The 18,424-nt window shown below is 72.0% G+C and carries 16 protein-coding genes; 11 read left to right on the top strand and 5 right to left on the bottom strand.

Features of this window, described 5'->3' with window-relative positions; genetic code table 11:
* Nucleotides 1-153: 153 nt before the first annotated feature.
* Nucleotides 154-1,584, top strand: a complete 1,431-nt coding sequence (locus tag ACE1OC_RS35770) for an APC family permease (protein ID WP_407840483.1) — start codon at nt 154-156, stop codon at nt 1,582-1,584.
* An 88-nt stretch (nt 1,585-1,672) separates the two neighbouring features.
* Here the strand turns inward: ACE1OC_RS35770 and ACE1OC_RS35765 are convergent, their stop codons facing one another.
* On the bottom strand, nt 1,673-2,704 hold the full coding sequence (locus ACE1OC_RS35765; protein WP_407840482.1) for a zinc-dependent alcohol dehydrogenase family protein: 1,032 nt from the start codon (nt 2,702-2,704) through the stop codon (nt 1,673-1,675).
* Nucleotides 2,705-2,932: 228 nt separating this feature from the next.
* Here ACE1OC_RS35765 and ACE1OC_RS35760 point away from each other — a divergent pair, with 228 nt between their 5' ends.
* Complete coding sequence (locus ACE1OC_RS35760; RefSeq protein WP_407841783.1) at nt 2,933-3,802, top strand: helix-turn-helix domain-containing protein; 870 nt, start codon at nt 2,933-2,935, stop codon at nt 3,800-3,802.
* A gap of 388 nt (nt 3,803-4,190) precedes the next feature.
* Entirely contained in the window at nt 4,191-4,727 is a 537-nt protein-coding gene (locus ACE1OC_RS35755) for a rhodanese-like domain-containing protein (protein WP_407840481.1), read from the top strand.
* A gap of 226 nt (nt 4,728-4,953) precedes the next feature.
* On the opposite strand, the gene ACE1OC_RS35750 is transcribed toward ACE1OC_RS35755, so the two are convergent.
* A complete protein-coding gene (locus ACE1OC_RS35750) occupies nt 4,954-6,768 on the bottom strand; it encodes a glycoside hydrolase family 15 protein (protein WP_407840480.1) in 1,815 nt (604 codons plus the stop codon).
* Nucleotides 6,769-6,854: 86 nt separating this feature from the next.
* Nucleotides 6,855-7,427: a DoxX family protein gene (locus ACE1OC_RS35745; RefSeq protein ID WP_407840479.1), complete on the bottom strand. Its 573-nt coding sequence runs from the start codon at nt 7,425-7,427 to the stop codon at nt 6,855-6,857.
* A gap of 121 nt (nt 7,428-7,548) precedes the next feature.
* Here ACE1OC_RS35745 and ACE1OC_RS35740 point away from each other — a divergent pair, with 121 nt between their 5' ends.
* On the top strand, nt 7,549-8,013 hold the full coding sequence (locus ACE1OC_RS35740) for a MarR family winged helix-turn-helix transcriptional regulator (protein WP_407840478.1): 465 nt from the start codon (nt 7,549-7,551) through the stop codon (nt 8,011-8,013).
* Nucleotides 8,013-8,309, top strand: a complete 297-nt coding sequence (locus ACE1OC_RS35735; RefSeq protein ID WP_407840477.1) for a YkvA family protein — start codon at nt 8,013-8,015, stop codon at nt 8,307-8,309. Before ACE1OC_RS35740 ends, ACE1OC_RS35735 begins: the two co-directional genes overlap by 1 nt.
* Before the next feature lie 64 nt (nt 8,310-8,373).
* Here the strand turns inward: ACE1OC_RS35735 and ACE1OC_RS35730 are convergent, their stop codons facing one another.
* Nucleotides 8,374-9,000, bottom strand: a complete 627-nt coding sequence (locus ACE1OC_RS35730; protein WP_407840476.1) for an alpha-ketoglutarate-dependent dioxygenase AlkB — start codon at nt 8,998-9,000, stop codon at nt 8,374-8,376.
* Nucleotides 9,001-9,241: 241 nt separating this feature from the next.
* On the opposite strand from ACE1OC_RS35730, the gene ACE1OC_RS35725 reads away from it, so the two are divergent.
* From ACE1OC_RS35725 to ACE1OC_RS35700, 6 genes are all read left to right on the top strand, one after another.
* Complete coding sequence (locus ACE1OC_RS35725) at nt 9,242-9,592, top strand: hypothetical protein (protein ID WP_250739016.1); 351 nt, start codon at nt 9,242-9,244, stop codon at nt 9,590-9,592.
* 5 nt (nt 9,593-9,597) lie between these two features.
* Nucleotides 9,598-12,174, top strand: a complete 2,577-nt coding sequence (locus ACE1OC_RS35720; RefSeq protein WP_407840475.1) for a plasma-membrane proton-efflux P-type ATPase — start codon at nt 9,598-9,600, stop codon at nt 12,172-12,174.
* Nucleotides 12,175-12,418: 244 nt separating this feature from the next.
* Nucleotides 12,419-13,570: a sensor histidine kinase gene (locus ACE1OC_RS35715; RefSeq protein WP_407840474.1), complete on the top strand. Its 1,152-nt coding sequence runs from the start codon at nt 12,419-12,421 to the stop codon at nt 13,568-13,570.
* Nucleotides 13,567-13,812 (top strand): response regulator transcription factor, encoded by a 246-nt coding sequence (locus tag ACE1OC_RS35710; protein WP_407840473.1) that lies wholly within the window; start codon nt 13,567-13,569, stop codon nt 13,810-13,812. The genes ACE1OC_RS35715 and ACE1OC_RS35710 overlap by 4 nt, the downstream gene beginning before the upstream one ends.
* A gap of 23 nt (nt 13,813-13,835) precedes the next feature.
* On the top strand, nt 13,836-14,237 hold the full coding sequence (locus tag ACE1OC_RS35705; protein ID WP_407840472.1) for a response regulator transcription factor: 402 nt from the start codon (nt 13,836-13,838) through the stop codon (nt 14,235-14,237).
* A 67-nt stretch (nt 14,238-14,304) separates the two neighbouring features.
* Nucleotides 14,305-15,045, top strand: coding sequence for a class I SAM-dependent DNA methyltransferase (locus tag ACE1OC_RS35700; protein ID WP_407840471.1), 741 nt, complete (start codon nt 14,305-14,307; stop codon nt 15,043-15,045).
* A gap of 57 nt (nt 15,046-15,102) precedes the next feature.
* Here ACE1OC_RS35700 and ACE1OC_RS35695 read toward each other — a convergent pair whose 3' ends face one another.
* A complete protein-coding gene (locus tag ACE1OC_RS35695) occupies nt 15,103-18,165 on the bottom strand; it encodes a carbohydrate binding domain-containing protein (RefSeq protein WP_407840470.1) in 3,063 nt (1,020 codons plus the stop codon).
* Nucleotides 18,166-18,424 lie beyond the last annotated feature (259 nt).

Below are 18,424 nucleotides of genomic sequence, written 5' to 3'. Positions count from 1 at the left end.
CGAAATCCGCAGGTGAACAGCTCTTGACCTGCGGATCTCGCGGAGATTCCATTCGGCCCGGGAGCCACCGAACCAGACGTGCCCACCACCGCCCCGGAGGCGATACCGCTCCCGCGCTCACTCACCGCATCTGCCGATCGGAACACCGCACCGATGACTGACACGATCAGCGCTCCTCAGGCCCTCTCCCCCGCCACCGGTCCCGTGCCCCAGAAGCTCAAGCGTTCCATCGGCGTCGTCGGCGGAACCCTGCTCACCCTCTCGTGCGTGACGCCCGCCTCGACCCTCTTCGTCGTGGTCCCGGACCTCTTCTCCAGCCTCGGCACCTGGACCGCGCTCACCATCGCGATCGGCTCCCTGCTCTGCATAGGGGTCGCGTTCTGCTACTCGGAGCTGGGCACCCTCATCCCCAGCGCCGGCGGCGAGTACGCGATGGTGTCCACCCTGTCCGGCCGGCTGGCAGGCTGGCTGGTCTTCGTCCTGTCCCTGCTGGTCGTGATGATCGTGCCGCCCGTGATCGCCATGGGCACCGCCGACTACCTCGCCCCCGTCGTCGACATACCGGCCCCGGCCGCCGGCGCCGGCGTGATGCTGCTCGCCACCCTCGCCGGTCTCCTCGACCTGCGGGCCAACGCCTGGATCACCGGCATCTTCCTCGTCCTGGAGGTCGTGGCGGCCGGGCTCGTCGCCGTGCTCGGCTTCGCCCACAGCGAGCGGGGCGCCGGCGCCCTCGTGCACGGCACCGTGGCGGCGGAGGTCGGCGGCACGTCCACCGTCACCGCGATGATGGTCGTCTCCGGGCTCGCCATCGCCCTCTTCGTCACCCAGGGCTTCTCGACGGCCGTCTACCTCTCGGAGGAGCTGGAGAACCCGCGCCGCAACGTCCCGCGGACCGTGCTGGCCACCCTCGCCATCTCCGCCGCCGTCATCCTGGTACCGGTCATCGCCATCACCCTGGGCGCCCCCGACCTGGCGGCCCTGACCTCCGGCGACCTCGGCACCATGGTGACCGCCTGGTCCAACTCGGCCGTCGGCACCTTCGTCAGCCTCTGCGTGGCCCTCGCCATCGTCAACGCGGGCATCGTCATGGTCATCCAGAACTCCCGGGTCCTGTTCGCCTCCGCCCGTGACAAGGCCTGGCCCGCGCCGGTCAACTCCGCGCTCTCGCGGCTCGGCCGGTTCGGCTCCCCGTGGGTGGCCACCCTGGTCGTGGGCATCCCCGGCGCGGCGATGTGCTTCGTCAACCTGGACACCCTCTACGGGGTCACCGGCGTCTCGGTGACGGGCATGTACCTGCTGGTCGCCGTGGCCGCCCTGGCCAGCCGCCGCGGGGCGCACCGCGAGACGGCCGCCTGGCGGATGCCGCTGTGGCCCGCCGTCCCGATCGTGCTGATCCTGGTGTTCGCGTACATCCTCACCCAGCAGGAGACCCGGTACCTGCTGTGGACGGGCGGGATCACCGCCGTCGCCACCCTGTACTGGGCGCTGTACCTGCGCCCCCACAAGGAGACCCGCTGGCTGGTCAGCATCCCGGTGGACGAGGACGACCCGGCTTCGGCCGCGGCTCCTGCGGCCTCCGCGTAGCGGTCGGCCGGCAGGGGTGGGGTGCGGGGCCACGGGTTCGTCTCCCGGGGTCCCGCACCTCTTCGCGTACGGCTTCGGCTTCCGCGGGTCATTCCCCGGTGCGGATCACCACCTTGCCGAAGGGCGCGTCCTCGGCGTAGCCGCGGTAGGCCTCACGGGCCTCTTCGAAGGGGAGCACCCGGTCGATCACCGGGCGCAGCCCGTGCGTCGCCACCGCCCGGTTCATCGACTCGAACTGCGTCCGGCTGCCGACGAACACCCGCCGGATCGTCGCGAGGCTCGAGGCGTACGCGGCGTGCGAGATCTCCATCCCGGACTTCGCGGCACTGGCGGTGATCAGCAGGGCGATCTGCCCGTAGAGCGAACTGGCGCGCACCGACTGCTCGATGGTGTCCGGGCCGCCCGACTCCACCACCAGGTCGGCGCCGCCGTCGGTCAACTCCCGGACGGTGGAGCCCCACTCGGGTGTGCTCACGTAGTTCACGACCGCGTCGGAGCCCAGCGCCTTCAGCCGGTCGGCCTTCTCCTCGCTCGACGTGGTCGAGACGACCCGGCAGCCCAGCAGTTTCGCGAACTGCACGGCGAAGAGCGCGACCGGACCGGTGCCGAGGGTCAGCACGCTCTGCCCCGGCAGGGGCGCTCCGCCCTCCCCGCCGGTCAGCGCGTTCCAGGCGGTGACCGCGGCGCACGGCAGGGTCGCGGCCTCCTCCCAGGTCAGGTGCTGCGGGAGGCGCACCGCCCACTCCTCGTCGAGCAGGGCGTACTCCGAGAGCATCCCGTCGAGGGTGCAGCCGGGCTGGTCGACCAGGTCCGGGGTGATCCTCCCGTCGCGCCAGCGCGGGAAGTAGGCACAGGAGACGCGGTCGCCGACCGCGAACCGCGTCACCGCCTCCCCGACCGCGACCACCTCGCCGGCGCCGTCGCTCAGCGGGACCACCCCGGCTGCGGCGGACAGCGGGTAGCGCTCGCACAGGATCAGCAGATCGCGCTTGTTGAGGGAGGCGGCCCGGACGCGGACCACGATCCCGGTCGGGCCGGCCGGGACCGGGCGGGGTCCGCCGTGGTCGCGCAGGACGATGCCCTCGATCGTGCCGAGCGCTTCCAGGTGGTACGCGCGCATCTTCGCCTCCAGTGGGCCCGTGTCCGATGACGCCGATGCTCCGGCGCCGGGACACGCGCGGCAATTCCCTCCGGGGAATCGAGGGCTCCGCCGACCGGCGGCTAGAAAGGGGACATGGCCACCCGCACCGCCGACACCGCTGCCTCGTCCGCCGCGTCGTCGGCCCCCGCATCCGCAGCCCGCTCCGCACCCGCCGGTTCCGGCGAACCGAGCCCCTTCGCCCGCGAGATGCGCCGACGCCGGGCCCTGCGGCGGATGAGCCAGCTGGAACTGGCCACCCTTGCCGGGACCACGCAGCGCCACCTCAGCTTCATCGAGAGCGGCCGCTCGACCCCGGGGCGGGCGATGGTGGTACGGCTCGCCGAATCCCTCGGGCTGACCCTCCGGGAGCGCAACTCCCTCCTGCTCAGCGCTGGTTACGCACCCCTGTACGCCGAGTCCGCGCGGGACGCCGAGTCCGTCCGGCCGGCCATGGAGGCGCTGCGGTCGATCCTGACCGGGCACCTCCCGTATCCGGCGGTGGTGGCCGGCCCCCGGGGCGAACTCGTCCTGGCGAACGCGGCGTTCGACGTGCTCACGGAGGGCGCCGCCGCGCACCTGCTCGCTCCGCCCGTGAACGTGCTGAGGCTCGCCCTGCACCCGGAGGGCATGGGGCCGCGCGTGGTGAACCTGGCGGCCTGGGGACGGCACATCACGGAGAGCCTGCGCACCCGGGCCTCGGCGCACCCCGATCCGGAACTGGAGGCACTGGCGGAGGAGCTGGACGGATACCTGGCGACTGCCGCACCGCGCCCGGAGGCGGCGCACTCGGGCTCCGGCCGCGCGGGCGGATCCGGATCGGCGGACGGCTCCGGCCCGACGGACGGCTCCGGCCCGGCCGAGCATCTCGGTTTCGCCGTGCCCTTGCGGCTGCGGACCTCCGCGGGGGAGCTCCGGCTGCTGACCACCCTGACCTCGTTCGCGACCGCCGTGGACGTGACCCTGGCCGAGCTGCATCTGGAGGCCTTCCTACCCGCCGACGCGGCCAGCGCCGAGCTGCTGCGGCGCCGGGAGGACGACCGGGCGGACGCCCGGGCGGGGGCCGGCCCCCGGCACTGAGCGCCGTACCGCCGTCCCGCATGGTGGAACGGGTATCTCCCCCGCTCCACCGCTTCGTCTATGCTCCGCGCCATGGCCGTCACCCAGCGCCTCCTGTCGCGCTCCTGTTGTCCCCGCTGACGCCTGCCTGCCCGCTCCGACCCGCCCGCCCCGCGGCCGATGCCCCGACGCCCCGTCGTCCCGGCGCACCCCCGAGGCCCCACGGTCCCGCCGCACCCCCGTGCCTTCGCGCCTCCCCGTACGCGTCACGCATCTCCGTACGCGTCACGCATCTCCGTACGCGTCACGCATCTGCGTACGCGTCGAGCATCCCCCCTACCCTCATGCATCCGATTCCGCTTCCGCCTCCGCCCCGGCGGTCCCCGCCTCCAGAAGGAGCCCGTTCACCATGAGCAGCAGCCCCGCCCTCCTCGACGTCAGCCAGGCCCACGCCCGCCACGCCGAATTCCGGATCGTCGATGTCCGCACCCCCGGCGAGTACGCCTCCGGCCACCTTCCCGGCTCACTGAACATCCCCCTCGACCGGATCGGCCGCTCCCTGCCCGAGCTGCGCGAGGCCGCGGAGGCCCAGGAGCTGCTCCTGGTGTGCGCCTCGGGGACCCGGTCGCAGAACGCGGCCCGGACCCTGGCCGGGCACGGCATCGCGGCCACCAGCCTGACCGGCGGCACCGCCTCCTGGTCGACCCAGGGGCATCCGCTCGACTATCCCGCCGGTGGACCCCGCCGGGTCTGGGCCATGGAGCGTCAGGTCCGGCTGACCGCGGGCGGGCTCGTCCTCCTCGGCCTGCTCCTCGGCCTGCTCGTGCACCCGGCCTTCCAACTGCTCGGCGCCGGGATCGCGGCCGGGCTCGTCTTCTCCGCCCTCACGGACACGTGCGGCATGGCCGTGGTCCTCGGCCGGCTGCCCTTCAACCGCCGCCGGTAGACTGCCCGATCCCGCTTTCGCCCGGCATCTGGGACGATTTCGCCCATCATCCGGACTCCGCTTGTCGATACCGCCCGGACACCGACAGGACGCACCGCTGCCCTCGTCCGTCCTCGTATCGCGTCGTCACTTCTGACCGACGGCGGGCCGACGGGCTCCGGGCCCGACCGGGTCCGGCCGTCGAGGTCCGGGCCGACGGGCTCCGGGCCGGCCTGCGCCCCGCGCCTCACACCTGGCCCGCCGCCAGGCTGCCTCCGCCCAGGGTGAGCGCGGTGTTCACCAGGCCGACGTGGCTGAACGCCTGGGGGAAGTTGCCGAGTTGCCGTCCGGAGACGGGGTCGTACTCCTCGGCGAGGAGCCCCACGTCGTTGCGTACGGACAGCAGCCGCTCGAAGAGCTCCCGCGCCTCCTCCTCCCGACCGGTCAGGTACAGGGCGTCGGTCAGCCAGAACGAGCAGGCGAGGAAGGCCCCTTCGTCGCCGGGCAGGCCGTCCACCGAAAGCCCCTCGGTGCTGTAGCGGCGGACCAGGCCGCTGCGGCCCAGTTCCTCGCGCACCGCGTCGACCGTGCCGATGACGCGGGGGTCGTCGGGCGGCAGGAAGCCGACGCGCGGGATGAGGAGGGTGGCGGCGTCCAGTTCGCGGGAGCCGTAGTACTGGGTGAAGGTGCGCCGCTCGGCGTCGTAGGCGTTCTCGCAGACGTCGCTGTGCACCGCCTCCCGCATGGCGCGCCAGCGGTGCACGTCGCCGGGCAGTTTGGGATTGAGCTCCAGGGTGCGCACGGCCCGGTCGGCGGCGACCCACGCCATCACCTTGGAGTGCGTGAAGTGGCGGCGCGGGCCGCGCACTTCCCACAGTCCCTCGTCGGGGCGGTGCCAGTTCTGCTCCAGGAAGTCGAGGAGCGCGAGCTGGATCTTCCAGGAGTGCCACTCGGCGGGGAGTCCGGCGGAGCGGGCCACGTAGAGGGAGTCGAGGACCTCTCCATACACGTCGAGCTGGAGCTGGTCGACGGCCGCGTTGCCGACCCGGACCGGCGCGGAGGCCGCGTACCCCTTCAGCCAGGGCAGCTCGCTCTCCGGGATGCGCCGCTCGCCGCCGATCCCGTACATGATCTGCAGGTCGGCCGGGTCGCCCGCGACGGCGCGCAGCAGCCACGCCCGCCAGGCGCGGGCCTCCTCGAGGTACCCGGTGGCCAGCAGGGAGCCGAGGGTGAGGGTGGAGTCGCGCAGCCAGCAGTAGCGGTAGTCCCAGTTGCGGATGCCGCCGAGCTCCTCCGGCAAGGAGGTCGTCGCGGCGGCCGCGATTCCGCCGGTCGGGGCGTAGGTGAGGGCCTTGAGGGTGATCAGGGAGCGGATCACCGCATCCCGGTAGGGGCCCTCGTACGTGCACCGGCCGGTCCATTCGCGCCAGTCGGCGAGGCTCTGCTCCAGGGCGGCGTACGGGTCCAGGGGCTCGGGGCGCGGTTCGTGCGAGGGGTGCCAGGTGAGCACGAAGGCGACGCGCTCGCCCGCGGCGACGGTGAACTCCGAGCGGGTGCTCATGTCCTCGCCCCACGTGTGCACGGGGGGTTCGCTGCGCAGCCACGCGGCGTCGGGCCCGGCGACGGCGACCCGGTCGCCCTCGCGGTTGCCGCCGCGCCGGACCCAGGGCACGACGTGCCCGTAGTCGAAGCGCAGGCGCACGGTGCTGCTCACGGCCGATTCGCCGGTCAGGCCCTCGACGATCCGCATCAGGTCGGGCGCGGTGTCGCGCTGCGGCATGAAGTCGATGACCTTGAACGAGGCGCCGTCCTCGGTCTCCCAGAAGGATTCCAGGACGAGCGTGCCGTCGACGTAGCCGCGGCGGGTGCAGCGGGCGGAATCGGGGGCGGCGGCCGGGGCGATGCGCCAGTGGCCGTTCTCCTCGTCGCCGAGGAGGGAGGCGAAGCAGGCGGCCGAGTCGAAGCGCGGCAGGCACAGCCAGTCGATGGACCCGTCGCGGCCGACCAACCCACTGGTCATCAGGTCGCCGATGAGTGCGTAGTCTTCGATGGGTTGTGTCATTTAGGGCACTTTCCCCCGAATGCGCGCACTCAATCAGCCCGTCCGGGTCCCTCCCGGCGCCGCCCCGGGCCGCCGCACCCTCCGGCTCAGTTCCGCACGAGGAGGAGCACGCCCGCGGTCACGACGCCGAGGCCGACCGCGAGGGCGCCGTGGGCGAGGCGGTGGCCGCGCAGGACGGGCAGGAAGCGGTCGACGGCGCACCGGCCGGGGCCGGTGAGCGCGAGGGCGGCGGCGCCGGCGGTGAGCAGGAGCTCGTACTCGATGCCCTGCGGGGCGAAGAAGGAGCCGGCGCCGTGCACGGCGATCGCGTTGATCATGGTGCCGACCAGAGCGGCGCCCGCCAGCGGCGTGAGCAGCCCGAGGACGAGGCCGAGCCCGCCGAGGGTCTCGGTGAGGCCGGCGAGGACGGCCATGGCGTCACCGGCCGGGTATCCGCTGGCGGTGAAGAACTGGCCGGTGCCGCTGATGCCGCCGCCGCCGAACCAGCCGAAGAGCTTCTGGACGCCGTGACCGGCCACGGTCAGGCCGAGGACCACGCGCAGGAGGAGCAGGCCCACGTCGTGGGCGGGGGTGGACAGCGCCGGGACGGAGGCGCGCGCGGGGGACGCGGCGGGTTCGCCGGTTCGCGGCTTCGGCGTGGTGACGGAGGGGCTGGTCATGGGGGGTCCTTCCGGTCGGGCGGCCCGAGGGAACGGGTTGTTCAAATTCGAACGACTCACCCGACCCTAGCCCCGCATCCGCCGCTGATTCAAATTGGAACGCCACGTGTAGCCTGGTTCCATGGCTGAAACGAAATGGCTGGACGACCGCGAAATGCGGGCCTGGGAGGGGTTCCTGGCCGCTTCCTCCCTGGTCAACCGCCGTCTCGATCAGCAGCTCAAGGACGATTCCGGACTCTCCCACCCGCAGTACGAGATCCTCGTGCGACTCGCCAGGGCGCCCGAGGGCGAACTGCGCATGACGGAGCTCGCCAACGGGCTCGTCAACTCCAAGAGCGGCCTGACCTACCAGGTCACACAGATGGAGAAGGCGGGCCTCGTCCGCCGCCGCACCTGCCCTTCCGACGTCCGGGGGATCTACGCCGTCCTCACCGAGACGGGCCGCGCCCGGCTCACGGAGGCCGCGCCGGGGCACGTGACCACGGTGCGGGAGGTCCTGGTGGACGTGCTCACCCCCGAACAGCTCGACGTGCTCGCGGACGGGCTGGGCGAGGTCAGCCGACGGCTCCGGACCCAGGGCGCCTGATGGACGCGACGACCGTCTGGATCATCGTGGCGGCGGTGGTGGCGGCCGGTCTGGCGGTCACCGCGGCCGTGCTCCTCGTACGGGTCTTCGCGGCCCGCAGGCTCCTGCGCGACGCCGGCATCCCCCTGCGCGACAAGGCGCTGTTCTGGGCCGCCGTGGCGTACACGGTCTCCCCGGTGGACCTGATCCCGGACCCGGTCTACCTGGACGACATCGGCATCCTGCTCCTGGCCCTGCGCTCCCTCCACGCGGCGGCCTCGGCAGCCCGCCCGCCCAAGGAACTCGACGCGGCGTAACGGCCGTCCGCGGCAGCGGCGGGGCGGGGCGGGGCGACCGTCCGCGGCATCCGCGCCCGCCGGCTCAGCTCACCCCGCGCGGGCGGAACTGGACGCTGATGCGGGGGCCGACCGGGCGGGCCGTCTTGGGGACGGCGTGTTCCATCGTGCGCTGGCAGGAGCCGCCCATCACCACCAGATCGCCGTGACCCAGGGGGAGGCGGAGCAGGGTGGGGCCGCCGTCGCGCGGACGCAGGGCCAGATCGCGGGGGTCGCCGACCGACAGGATGGCGACCATCGTGTCCTCGGTGGCGGAGCGGCCGGTGCGGTCGCCGTGCCAGGCGACGCTGTCGCGGCCGTCGCGGTAGAGGCACAGGCCCGCCGTGACGAAGGGTTCGCCCAGTTCGGGGGCGTAGTGGCGGCTCAGCGTGGCACGGGCCTCGGCCAGGGCGGGGTGCGGGAGCGGGTCGGCCGCGCCGTAGTGGGCCAGCAGGCGCGGGACCGCCACCTCCCGCTCGTACATCTGCCGCCGCTCGGCGTGCCACGGGACGTCGGCCGCGAGCCGTTCGAAGAGCGCGTCGGCCCCCGACAGCCAGCCCGGCAGGTGGTCCACCCAGGCACCGGCGCCCAGCTCCGTGCGCCGGGCGCCCACCAGCGGGCCGAGGCGGATCTCGTCGCCCTGGTCGAAGAGCGAGCCCTGGAGTGCGTGCATGGATCCAGGATAACGCGCCATTCGAACACGTGCACGAGTGAAGCCGTCTCGCTCACTTCCGCTTACGAAATGTCCCGACCGGGCGGGGCTCAGGCCCCACAACAAGGGCCGTTCACCGCCCCCACGAGGCATTCGATGGCCGTTTCCTGGAAGAGGTCGGAGCGAGAGACCGGGCACCGACCCCCGTGGCACCGCAGGAACTGCGGACGAGAAGTCCACCACCGGTCATGAGGAACACGCGATGAGCGCAATCGACGAATTCACCTCCCCCACCGCATTCACCTCCCACACCGTTCCCGAGGTCCTCCACGAGTCCTACGCCTTCAGCTGCCTCGACTGCGGCTTCGGCTGGGAGAAGCAGTACGACGTCCAGCACTACATCGACGCCACCGGCGTCCAGCGCACGCTCTGCACGGTGGACGGCGACCGGGTCCCGTCCCCGCTGACCCGCTCCGAGTGCGCCGCGTGCGGCAGCCACGTCATCCGCATCCTGCGGGCCGGCACGGTCTCGCACGCGCACATGGCGATGACCAGCGGAGCCCGCCCGATGGAGATCCCCTCCTTCCTCTCCCTCCTGCACGGAGGCAAGTGACCGCCGTGAGCACCGACACCGCCCCCACCGTCCCCGCCACACCGGCGGCCCTCACCCCCGCCGGCGGACCGGCCGCCGGAGCCTCCTGCGGACCGGCCTCGGGACCGGCCACCGGACCGGCCGATCCCGCCGCGCCGGAGGAACCCGAGGATTTCGAGCCCCCTGCCTCGTGGCCGGACGGGCTCACCACCGCCGAGGCGCACCGCCTCCTGAAGGAGCACGGTCCGAACGAGATCGCCGAGGAACACAAGAACCCCCTGCGGGAGTTCCTCGGCTACTTCTGGGCCCCCATCCCCTGGATGATCGAGACCGCGCTGATCCTCTCGATCGCCGTCCAGCACTGGGTCGACGTGGCCATCATCGGCGTCCTGCTCGTCGTCAACGGCGTGGTCGCCTTCATGGAGGAGCACGAAGCCGCCAACGCCATCGCCGCCCTCAAGCAGCGCCTCGCGACCGAGGCCCGCGTCCTGCGCGACGGGGTCTGGCGCACGGAGGCCGTCCGCGAACTGGTTCCGGGCGACATCGTCCGGGTCCGGCTCGGGGACGTCGTCCCCGCCGACGTCCGGGCGCTGGGCGCCGGCACCCTCGACGTCGACCAGGCCGCCCTCACGGGCGAGTCCCTGCCCGTCGAGCGCGGCCGCGGCGAGACCCTCTACTCCGGATCCGTCATCGTCCGCGGCGAGACCGACGCCGTCGTCGAGGGCACCGGCGCGAACAGCTTCTTCGGAAAGACCACCGCCCTCGTCGGCGAGGCCGGCACGGTCAGCCACCTCCAGCAGGCCGTCCTGAAGATCGGCAACTACCTGATCCTGCTGGCGGTCGCCCTGGTCACCCTCACCATCATCGTCTCGGTGGCCCGCGGCAACCCGGTGCTCTCCGTCCTGGAGTTCGCGCTCGTCGTCGTCATCGCCTCCGTCCCGGTCGCCCTGCCGGCCGTCATGTCCGTGACGCTCGCCGCCGGCGCCCGCAACCTCGCCAAGCGCGGAGCGGTCGTCTCGAACCTGCCCGCCGTCGAGGAACTGGGCAGCATCGACATCCTGTGCTCGGACAAGACGGGCACCCTGACCGAGAACCGCCTCGCGATCCTGGACCCCTGGGTCCCGGAGGGCGTCGACCAGGACGACCTGCTCGGCTCCGCCGCGCTGGCCTCCCGCGCCGAGAACGGCGACCCCATCGACCGGATCGTCATCTCCACCGCCACCGACCGGCTGGCCGACTCCGACACCGGCTGGGCGCACGGCCTGCCCGTCACCGACTTCGTCCCCTTCGACCCGGTCACCAAGCGCACCGAAGCCACCGTCGGCTTCGGCCCCGGTCCCGGCCCGGCGCCGGACTCGTACCACGTGAGCAAGGGCGCCCCCCAGGTCATCGCCCGGCTCTGCGACGGGGACCCGGCGGCCGCGCACGTGGCGCGCATCGCCGACGAGTTCGCCGCCCGCGGCTTCCGCTCCCTGGGCGTGGCCCGTACCGACGAGTCGGGCGCCTGGCGCCTGCTCGGCATCCTGCCGCTGGCCGACCCGCCCCGCGAGGACACCGCGGACACCGTGGCCGCCGCGAACGAGCTGGGCGTCTCGGTGAAGATGGTCACCGGCGACCAGGTCGCCATCAGCCGGGAGCTGGCCCGGCAGATCGGGATGGGCGACAACATCCTGAACACCCACGCGCTGGACGACAGCAGGCCGGAGGCGGAGCTCGCCGAACTCGTCGAGCTCGTCGAGAGCGCAGACGGCTTCGCGCAGGTCTTCCCGGAGCACAAGTACCGCATCGTCAAGATGCTCCAGGAGCGCGGCCACATCGTCGGCATGACCGGCGACGGGGTCAACGACGCCCCGGCGCTGAAGCAGGCCGACGCCGGCATCGCCGTGGCCGATGCCACGGACGCCGCGCGGGCCGCCGCGGACGTGGTGCTGCTGACACCGGGCCTGTCAGTCATCTCCCACGCGATCAGCCAGGCCCGGGAGATCATCCAGCGGATGGTCAACTACGCCACCTACCGCATCACGGAGACCATCCGGGTGCTCGGCCTGATCACCCTGACGATCGTCGCGTACAACTTCTTCCCGGTCACCGCGATGATGATCGTCCTGCTGGCCCTGCTGAACGACGGCGCGATCCTCACGATCGCCTACGACAAGGTCCGCGGCTCCCACAAGCCCGTGACCTGGGACATGCGCAGCGTCCTGACCGTGGCCACGGTGCTGGGCGTGGTCGGCGTCGCCGAAACCTTCCTGCTCTTCGTCCTCGGCCGGGAGGTCTTCCACCTGAGCGACGGCCTGATCCACTCCCTCGTCTACCTCAGCCTGTCGGTCTCCGGTCAGCTGACCATCTTCGTGACCCGCACCCGCGGCCGGTTCTGGACCTCCCCCGCCCCGGCCAAGCCCCTGGTCATCGCGGTCGCCGTCGCCCAGACCATCGCCACCCTGGTCACCGTGTTCGGTGTGGGCATGACCCCGCTCGGCTGGGGCTGGGCCGCCGCCGTCTGGGGCTACGCGATCTGCTGCTTCCTCCTGGAGGACCAGCTCAAGCTCGCCGCCCACTGGTTCCTGGACCGCCGCCCCGGCGTCCGGTCCCTGGCCCACTGACACGGCCTCCGCCTCGTGCGCGTCCCGCCCGGACCGGTTCCGGGCGGGACGCGCAGCGTGTCGCACGCCGTGTCGCACGCCGGGCCGGGCTCCCTGCCGATGGCAGGGTGCTCGTACACGATGAAACCGCGTATCAGCAGGTGAGGAGGGAGAGGGCCATGAGGTGGAACGCGCTCGTCCGTGCGGCGCCGCACCGGCTGGACCCCGTCGCTGGGGACCCGTTGCCTGGGACCGGGTCGCCGCCGTGACGTGCCTGCTGATCACCGTCCCCTTCGAGGTCTACGCCGAGATCGCGCACCAGTCCTGGGCCAGCCACCCCCTGCTGCGCTGGCTGGGGATCCTCGTTTCATGCGCCGCACTGCTGTGGCGCAGGAACCGCTTCCCGATCGCCGCCCTCGTGGTCCTGGCCGCGACCGCGCTCAGCGCGAAGTTCATCGCCCTCTTCTTCCTCGCCTACGCCGCCGGCCGCCACCAACGCACCGCCTACGCCTACGGGTTCGGGGTGGCCGCCACCGCCGAGCTCATCGCGCTCAGCGCACTGGGCTCCGGCCCGCCCCTGATCCGCGAGAGCTCCCCCTCCAGCCTGGCCCTGCTGGCTTCCACCGTGGCCCTGACGAGCGTGGTGGGCGCGACCCGGAGCCGGCACCTGGCGGAGCGGGCCCACCTCCAGGAGGTGGCCCGGGAGCGGGCGGCCGAGGCGGTCAATGCCGAACGGCGCAGGCTCGTACGGGAGTTCCATGATCTGCTCGGCCATGACGTGGCCCTGCTGAACATCCTGGTCGAATCGCTACGGAGCTCCGTGGGCGGCCGGGATCCGGCGGCCGACGGGCTCCTCGACGCGGCGCAGCGGCAGTGCGCGGCCGCCTCGGACCATCTGGGGGGCATGACCGCCGTGCTCCGGCTGCGCGAGCTGGACACGCGGGCGCCGGACGGCGTCGCGGGACTCGACGCCCTGAGCCGCTCGCTCGACAGCGTCAGGGCGGCGGGGGTCGACGTACGGCTCGCGGACGGGTTCGCCGAGGGCTTCGAGCGGCTGCCCGCGGCCCACCGGGAGGCAGCCCGCCGGGTGGTCACCGAGGGGCTGACCAACATCCTGCGGTACGCGCCCGGTTCGGCGGTGCGGCTGTCGCTGCGGGCGGACCCCGCCGGCTGGACGCTCGACGTCCGCAACGGGCCGCCGGGAGCGCCCGTACGGTCGCTCGCGCCGGGCACCGGCCTCGGGCAGACCGGGCTCCGCGGCCGCCTGGAGTCGCTGGGCGGCGGGCTCGAAGCGGGGCCGGTCACCGGGCCCGCTCCGAGCCCGCATGCCGATGCCGGTGCCGACGAGGCCCTCCGGGGCGGCGGCTACCTGCTGCGCGCCCACGCCCCCTGCCCACCCGAAGGAGCAGAGCAGTGATCCGTATCGTGATCACCGATGACGAGGACGTCATCCGCGCGGGATTGCGCACCATCCTCGCCGTCCCGGACGAGATCGAGGTCGTGGGCGAGGCGAGCTCGGGCTCCGAGGCCCTGCAGGTCGTCGCGGCGCACTCCCCCGACGTCGTCCTCCTCGACCTGGCCATGCCCGACGGCCCGGACGGCGCCGAGACCGCCCGGCTGCTGCGCGAGGAGCACCGGGCCTCGGCATCCTCATCCTGACGACGATCGCCGACGAGGAACAGGTGGCCAGGGTCTGGCGGGCCGGCGCGGACGGCTACCTGCTGAAGACCGCCTCGGGCGCGGAGATGCGCGAGGCCGTGCACAGTGCGGCCGGACACCGGGCCGTGCTCAGCCCCGACGTGATCTCCACCGTCATGAGCCGCTTCGCCACCCACCACCATCCGGCGCCGACGCCCGAGGTCTTGGCGCGCGTACACGGCCTCTCCCAGGGCGAACTGCGCTGCGTGGTCGCACTGGCCGACGGACTCGGCAACCGGGAGATCGCCGAACGGCTCGGCCTCGCGGAGGGCACGGTCAAGACCCATCTCTCCCGCGCCCTCCACAAGTGCGGCCTGGACGACCGCACGCAGCTCGCCCTCCTCGCCAACGACCAGCGCGAGCTCCTGACGGGCCTCCTGCACTGACGTGCTTTCCTGCGCCGCCGATAAAGGAGTCGACAGCGCACCTCGGCGCCCGGCAAAGTGGCCGCCCGTGACGAGCAGTGAGCTGTGGACCCGTGCGACCGCCGACCGCTACGACGCCGAGGAGACCGAGATGTCCTCGGCCGCCGTTCTCGGACCGACACTCGCCTTCCTCGCCGAACTCGCCGGGGACGGCCGGGCACTGGAGTTCGCCATCGGGACCGGACGCGTGGGCGTCCCGCTCCGGGAACGCGGCGTGCCGGTCGTGGGCATCGAACTGTCCGAGCACATGGCGTCGGTGCTGCGGCGCAAGATCGACGAGGACGCGCTCCCGGTGGTCATCGGTGACATGGCCACCACCGTCGTTCCCGGCGAGTTCGCCCTCGTCTATCTCGTCTACAACACGATCACGAACCTGCTCACCCAGGACGAGCAGGTCGAGTGCTTCCGCAACGCCGCACGTCATCTGGAGCCCGGCGGCCGATTCGTCATCGAGCTGGGCGTGCCACCCCTGCGGTTCCTGCCGCCCGGCCAGGTCGCCGTCCCGTTCGACGTCTCCGAAGAGCATCTCGGCTTCGACACCTTCGACCTCGTCGAGCAGGTCCTCGTCTCGCACCACCTCACCCGCGACGGCGACGACGGCCGCTACCGCCGCGACAACTCCCGGCACCGCTACGCCTGGCCGGCCGAGCTCGACCTGATGGCACGGATCGCCGGGCTCGAGAGGGAGCGCCGCGTCGGGGACTGGGACGGGGCGCCGTTCACCCGGGACTCCGCGAAGCACGTCTCCGTGTGGCGCAAGCCGGCCTGAGGCCGCCGCCGGGCGAGCGCAGTGGGAATCCCCTCCCTTGCGGGAGGGGATCGTCGGTCACTTCAGGTAGGGGCCGGCGGCGCCCACCTTGCCGGGGGCGGCGTTGCTGCCGCTCAGGTCGAGGACGTAGACCCGCAGGTTGCCCTTCCCGGGGGCCGGGACGGACAGGATGCCGCCGGTGACGGTCTTCACGTCACCGGTGACCGCGTCCTTGTACGTGCCGTTGGGTACGCCCGTGTACGTGGCGGCCCCGGTGACGGCCACCAGGGCGAAGCTGTCCACTCCGGTGGCGGTGTCGGTGTAGCGGCGCTTGAAGGCCATGCCGCCCGAGACGCCCTCGGTGGAGTACTGGCCCATCTGGAGCGCGGGCACGGCGCGGCGGATCTCGTTCAGCCGCTGGAGGTGCTTGACGAGCGGGGATTCCAGGGTGGCGGCCACGGGGCCGGTGGCCGAGGCGACCTTCGAGAAGCCGGAGGCGGTGACCGATCCCGCGAGCTTGTCCCCGTAGTAGGCGCGGCCGGTGCCGGCGAGCGGGCAGGTCGGGCCGCAGTCGATCTGCTTGCCGGCCTGGAACTCGGTCTCGGAGCCGTAGTACAGGGTCGGGATGCCGCGGAAGGTCCACATCAGGGCCATGTTCTCGGCCCAGGCGTCGGTGCCGCCCGCGTAGCGGGTGGAGGACTTTCCGGGGCCGAAGTCGTGGCTGTCGACGTAGACGACGTTGTAGGTGGCGTCGTTGTAGCTGTCGTCGGAGTCCTTGCCGTTCTGGAAGGCGTTGTCGGCGTCCCCGAAGTTCATGTGCATGCGCATGTCGATGACGTTCATGCCGGAGAACTTGCTGTGGTCGGGGGCGTGGTAGAGGTTGCCGTTGAGGAAGGCGTTGGTGCTGGTCGGCTGCTTGGCCGGGTCGTTGTCGGTCGTGTACTGCTGGACGGCGGCGGTGGCGTCGTCCGCGCTGTACGTCGCCGACTCCTTCCACGTGTAGTACTGGGCGGACTGGTTGGCCGAGCCGCGGTTCCACTTGTCGTTGACGAAGGAGCCGACCTCGCCGAACACGTAGAAGTCCTGGGCCTTCTGGGCGCCGAACTGCTGGGCCACGCGCTGCTGGATGGCGGGCAGGAAGCGCCGGTTCCAGGTGACGCGGGGGATGTGCACGGTCGTGTCCACGCGGAATCCGTCGACGCCCATGTCGATGTACTTGTTGTAGGCGCCGATGAGGTAGTTCTGGACGGTCGCGTTCTCGGTGTTGAAGTCCGCGAGGTCCTCGTGGATCCAGCAGGAACGGGCGTCCTCACCCTCCCAGTTGCCGATCCAGCAGTTGTGGAACAGAGCCTTGGGGAACATCCCCGAGGTCGGGTTGGGCCACTGGCAGTTGTAGATCGTGTAGCCCTCGGCGCTCTTGTACTGCGTGGCCGTGCCCCAGTTGACGCAGGTGTTCCCGGTCGGCTCGGCCGTGGACCACAAGTCGCCGTTGTAGTAGGACTTTCCGCTCTTGGGGTCCACGGTGAGTCCGTCGTACTCGAAGCCGGCCTGCTTCTCGTCGTAGTACCAGGACCACTGCGCGTCGCGCACGCCGTAGACGGTCGGGGTGAACAGGCCCTTGGCTCCCCAGCGGGAGCTGTGGTTGTAGACCACGTCCTGGTAGATCTTGACGCCCTTGGCGTGGGCGGCGTTGATCAGGTCCTGGTAGGAGGCGCCCGCCGATTCCAGGCGGGGGTCGACCTTGTAGAAGTCGTAGCCGTGATAGCCGTGGTAGTCGTAGTCGGAGCGGTTCAGGACGACCGGGGTGATCCAGATCGCGGAGAAGCCGAGGGCTTTGACGTAGTCCAGCTTCTCGACCAGCCCCTTGAAGTCCCCTCGGAACATGGGGTCGTTGTTGGCCGCGTTCCCGGACTTCACATGCTGGCTGCCGCCCCGGTTGTTGGCGCCGTCGCCGTCGTTGAAGCGGGCGGTGAGCACGAAGTAGATCGGGTCCTTGCGCGGGTCCCCGCCCAGCGGCGCGGATCCGGCCGGGGCCGGGGGCCGGGTGCCCGTGGTGGCGACCGCCGCGACGGAGGAGGCGGAGAGGTTCCCCGCGGCGTCCACCGCCCTGACCGTGTAGGTGTAGGCGGTGCGCTCCTCCAGCGCCGATTCGGTCAGGACCGTGGAGGTGACGGAGGTGAGGAAAGTCCCCTTGGTGCCCCCCGAGCGGGTGACCTGGTAGCCGGTCACTCCCCGGTCGTCCGTGGCGGCGTCCCAGGTCACGACGGTGGACACGTCGGTGGCGGCGGCCCGCAGGCCGGTGGGCACCGTGGGCGCGGTGGTGTCGGGGACGACTGCGGCGCACGGGTCGGCGGCGTTCGCGGTGACCGTGGCGTCCTTCACCGTGGACAGGCCCGTGCCGAGGGCGTAGTTCCTGCCGCTGTTGTTGTCCCAGGTGCCGTTGCCGTTGTTGAAGGTGGCGGCGAGTCCGGCGGCCGCGCCGAGCGGGACCGTCTTCTTCACCCAGCCCGCGCACGCCGGGTCCATGCCGGTGCCGGGGACCGTGGTCCAGGAGCCGCCGGTCGGGGCCCAGTGCAGGTTGACGGTCGACCAGCCGACCGTGGTCGTCGCGTAGTAGACGGTGGCGCTCGCACCGGTTCCCGTTCCGGTGCCGGGGTCCGCGGCGCAGGGGTCGCTGTGGGCCACGACCCCGTCCTTGACCGTGATGACCCCGGTGCCCAGGGCGTAGTTCTTGCCCCCGTTGTTGTCCCAGGTCCCCTGGCCGTTGTTGAAGGTCGCCTGGAGGCCGGCGGCCGCGCCGAGGCTGACGGTCTTCTTCACCCAGTCGGTACAGGCGGCTTCCATCCCGGTGCCGGGCACGGTCGTCCAGCTGCCGCCGTCGGGTGCCCAATGCATGTTGTAGGCAGTCCAGTTGCGGGTCTTGGTGTAGTAGAAGACCGTCGCCGTGCCGTCACCCGCCGCCGTCACGGCGGCAGGGGCCGCTTCGGCGAGAGAGGCTCCGGCGGCCGGCAGCGCGGCCGCCAGACATCCCGCGATGGCCAGGGCCAGGGCCGTGGACCGCCCTCCGGGATGTGATCGCGTACGTGATCTCAAGGTCTGCTCCTCGAAGCGGGGCCCAACAGCCCTGCAGCTCCGCGGCATTGAAAACTTGCCGCAAGGTTTTGCGGGGAGGTTATCCGTGTGTCACCAGCGCGTGAACCCCTTGCGAACCGGGAATCTCGCCACTGGTCACACCGAGGCGACCCCTGTGGACCCTTTACGGTGAGAACCGCCGCAATGGCTTGCAGAAATTTTCTCCTCGCGGACGCGGCTCACCACCCGCGCGGCGACAGGGGTGGGGCAGGGGTCGTCGGCGCACGGGGCCGACCAAGGAGGCTGGGCCCGGCGGATTGCAGGGCCC

Origin of the sequence: Streptomyces stoeckheimensis (genome assembly GCF_045822005.1) — a bacterium.
Classification (GTDB): domain Bacteria; phylum Actinomycetota; class Actinomycetes; order Streptomycetales; family Streptomycetaceae; genus Streptomyces; species Streptomyces stoeckheimensis.
This window is presented reverse-complemented; position numbering and strand designations above follow the sequence as displayed.